Origin of the sequence: Moorena sp. SIO4A5, assembly GCF_010672005.1 — a bacterium.
Lineage (GTDB): Bacteria > Cyanobacteriota > Cyanobacteriia > Cyanobacteriales > Coleofasciculaceae > Moorena.
Genome location: NZ_JAAHHZ010000553.1, coordinates 1 through 3,244, shown reverse-complemented (window position 1 = coordinate 3,244; position 3,244 = coordinate 1). Strand labels below are relative to the sequence as shown.

At 46.5% G+C, this 3,244-nt stretch carries 1 protein-coding gene; it reads left to right on the top strand.

All coding sequences use genetic code 11. The features are described 5' to 3' along the window. Positions 1 to 3,152: S-layer family protein (locus F6K57_RS40865; protein ID WP_293074718.1), on the top strand; the 3,152-nt coding region annotated here is incomplete at its 5' end. Positions 3,153 to 3,244 lie beyond the last annotated feature (92 nt).

Genomic DNA, 3,244 nt, shown 5'->3' with positions numbered 1-3,244 from the left:
TTGATACTAGCGCCATGAATGGAATTGCTGGAACCTTATTACTTGATTCCACAGATATCATCATTGCTAATGGCTCTGAAGAGGATGCCATAGATGAAATTAATCCTGAAATTGCCAATAATTCCGACACAGCGGATGCTATTCTAACTACTCCATTAAGTCAGCTTGATAATCTCGCAGCTACCACTCTCTACGAGACCCTTATGGAGGATTTCTCAAGAAGTAATAATTTTGTTCTACAAGCAAGCAATGATATAGTAATCGACGACTTAGAGGATAACGAGCTAAACTTAAAATCAGGCAGTGAAGTAATGGTGTTTACTGCTGATGCAGACCGGGATGGGGTAGGGGACTTTCGGATGGAAGATACCTTTTTTGACACCATCCGCACCAATGGAACGAACATTGCTATTAGCGGTGCGAATATAACCGTTGGTAACATTGATACATCAATTCCCCCGGTTAGAGATACCGGACAAGTGCTTGAGACAGCTACAGTTATTAGTGATTCTCCGGGAGTGCCCTTTGAGTTCATATTCATATCTGGCGCGATTAGCGAAGAAACTGATGTAGACCTGTACCAAATCTTTCTGACTGGAGGGGGGACTTTTTCTGCTCGCACCACTGAGGGGACTGAGCTAGACACCCAGTTATTCTTGTTTGATGAAGAGGGTATAGGAATTTATGCTAATGATGATGACGCTGACTGTGGCGGTTGTGCTCAATCACTCTTACCAGCAGGCACTCCCCTAACCCCAACGGAGCCAGGAATTTACTATCTAGCCATTAGTGGTTTTGGTGTAGAACCAGTCAGTGAGGCAGGAGATATATTTCCCGATGGAGACGATACGGGGGATTTTACCAGTATTGATGAAGCAGATCAGCTTGGCAGTGAGTTACCTTTGGCCGGTTGGGAAGATAGAAGTGGTTTTGACATCGGTGAATATAACATTATCCTAACTGGTGTTGAAGCAGAAATGCCTACATTTGCGGAATTTGATGATGAATCAGCCCAGATTGTTGATAGTGGCTCCATCTCCCTGAATGCAACCAATGGCACCATTAGGACAAACGATCTCAAGACTATTTCTACTTCTGGTGAGGGAGGAAGTATCAGCTTACAGGCAACAGAGGATATTGTTTTTGACGAGAGCTTGGTTAGGACTTACGGTGTCAGAGGCGGTGGGGATATCACACTTACCAGTCGTAACTTTTCCACGAATGATGCAGACATATTAGCAGTTGCGGCACGGACAGGAAATGCTGGAGATGTAACTATCACAGTGACGGATACCGTTGATGTATCCCAAAGCGTTTTGTCCACTGGTGTGATTCCAGATGCGACCGGCAATGGGGGAGATTTGACTATTGATACCCAGCGTCTGATCATACGGGATGGGTCACAGGTAGGCTCTGGAACCTTGGGTGATGGGGATGGGGGTACTGTGACAATTCGGGCTCAAGAGGTAGATGTGGTGGGAATCGGGGAGGTTGAGTTATTAGTTGAGACCTCAAACAATAACTCATCCTTTAGTGGCTTGTTTACTGATGTCCTACCCAGAGCTACAGGGGACGGAGGAACTATCTTCATTGATACAGAACGTCTGAGAGTACGAGAGGGAGCAAGTATCAACACCTCTACTGCTGGTCAGGGTGATGGGGGGTTTATATCGATACAGGCTAAAGAAATAGAGGTGATTGGGACATCACCTGATGGTCAGTTTCGCAGCAACTTAATCCTAGGGGTGAACCAAAGGGCTACGGGAAATGGGGGTAATTTGAGCATAGAAACTGAGCGCTTGACGGTAGAGGATGGAGCAGAATTACGGGCTTCTACTTCTGGTCAAGGTAATGCCGGTAATGTTGAGATTTATGCTACAGAAAGGGTTACTCTGTCTGGCTTCAGTCCCACCCTTGGCTTCTCTAGCGCTATCTCTGCCAATACCGAATCCAACGCAACTGGGATTGGTGGTGAAATTTTCATTCAAACTCCGACTCTCAGTCTGGATAATGGGGCAGTGATCACCGCTAAAAGTCAGACTGATGCTTCAGCTGGTGAAATTAGCTTAGATGTGGACACTCTGGCATTAACCAATGGCGCTCAGATTTTTACTTCTAGCTTCAAGGGTGGTGATGCCGGTAATATTACTATCAATGCTTCTGAGAACATCACTCTTTCTGGTATTGACCCTACCTACAACGAGCGATTAGCGAGAGTTGGACGAAACAGCATTGACCCAGATGGAGCAGCTAGTGCGATCGCATCTCGGGCAACCCAAACAGGGAAAGCGGGTTCCCTTAACCTGAATACCAAGACATTTAGCGCTAGCGGACGCGCATTGGTAACGGTGAGCAGTACAGGTACCGGTGTTGCTGGAACCTTGGACATCTCTGCTGATACCATCCAGCTCGACAATGGTTTCCTCAATGCTAAAACCTCTGCTGGAGACCAAGGGAATATTACCCTCTCTAATGCCAAACTAATTTTCTTACGGAACAACAGTGGGATAACGACTAATGCCAGGGATACTGCTACTGGTGGGAATATCACTATCACCACTGACTTTTTGGTGACATCAAAGGGTAGTAACATCACTGCCAATGCCATTTTAGGCCGTGGGGGAAATATCACGATTTCGGCCATTGGAATTTTTAGCGATCGCAGTAGTAAGATTACTGCTTCATCCCAACTTGGTATTGATGGCAGTGTTACTCTCAATACTCCAGAGGTTAACCCCGCCCAAGCCTTAGACAAGCTACCTGTAGATGTAGTGGATACCAGCAATCAAATCATCACCGATTGTGCAGCAAACAGCGTCAATAGTTTTTTAGTTACCGGAAAAGGAGGAATCCCCGCTAACCCAGCTGGGGTATTGCGGGGTCAAGTCGTAGTACCGGATTTGCGGCTAATGGTTGATCAAGGGACTACACAATTAAGCAATAGAAGAAGAAGCCGGAGTTGGAGAAAAAGGAAATTAGGGTATAACAGGCCAGATCAGGCACAACCAATAACGAAGAAGAAATCACCTATCATTGAAGCCCAAGGATGGATAATCAATGAGCAGGGCATTGTGGAGTTGGTTCCTTATCCTGCCCAAGGTAACTATAGTAGTTGGAATAGTAGTTGGAATTATCCATGTTTTAGGGAGTAGGGAGTAGGGAGTCGGGAGTCGGGAGTCGGGAGTCGGGATTCGGGAGTCGGGAGTCGGGAGTCGGGAGTCGGGAGTCGGGAGTCGGGAGTCGG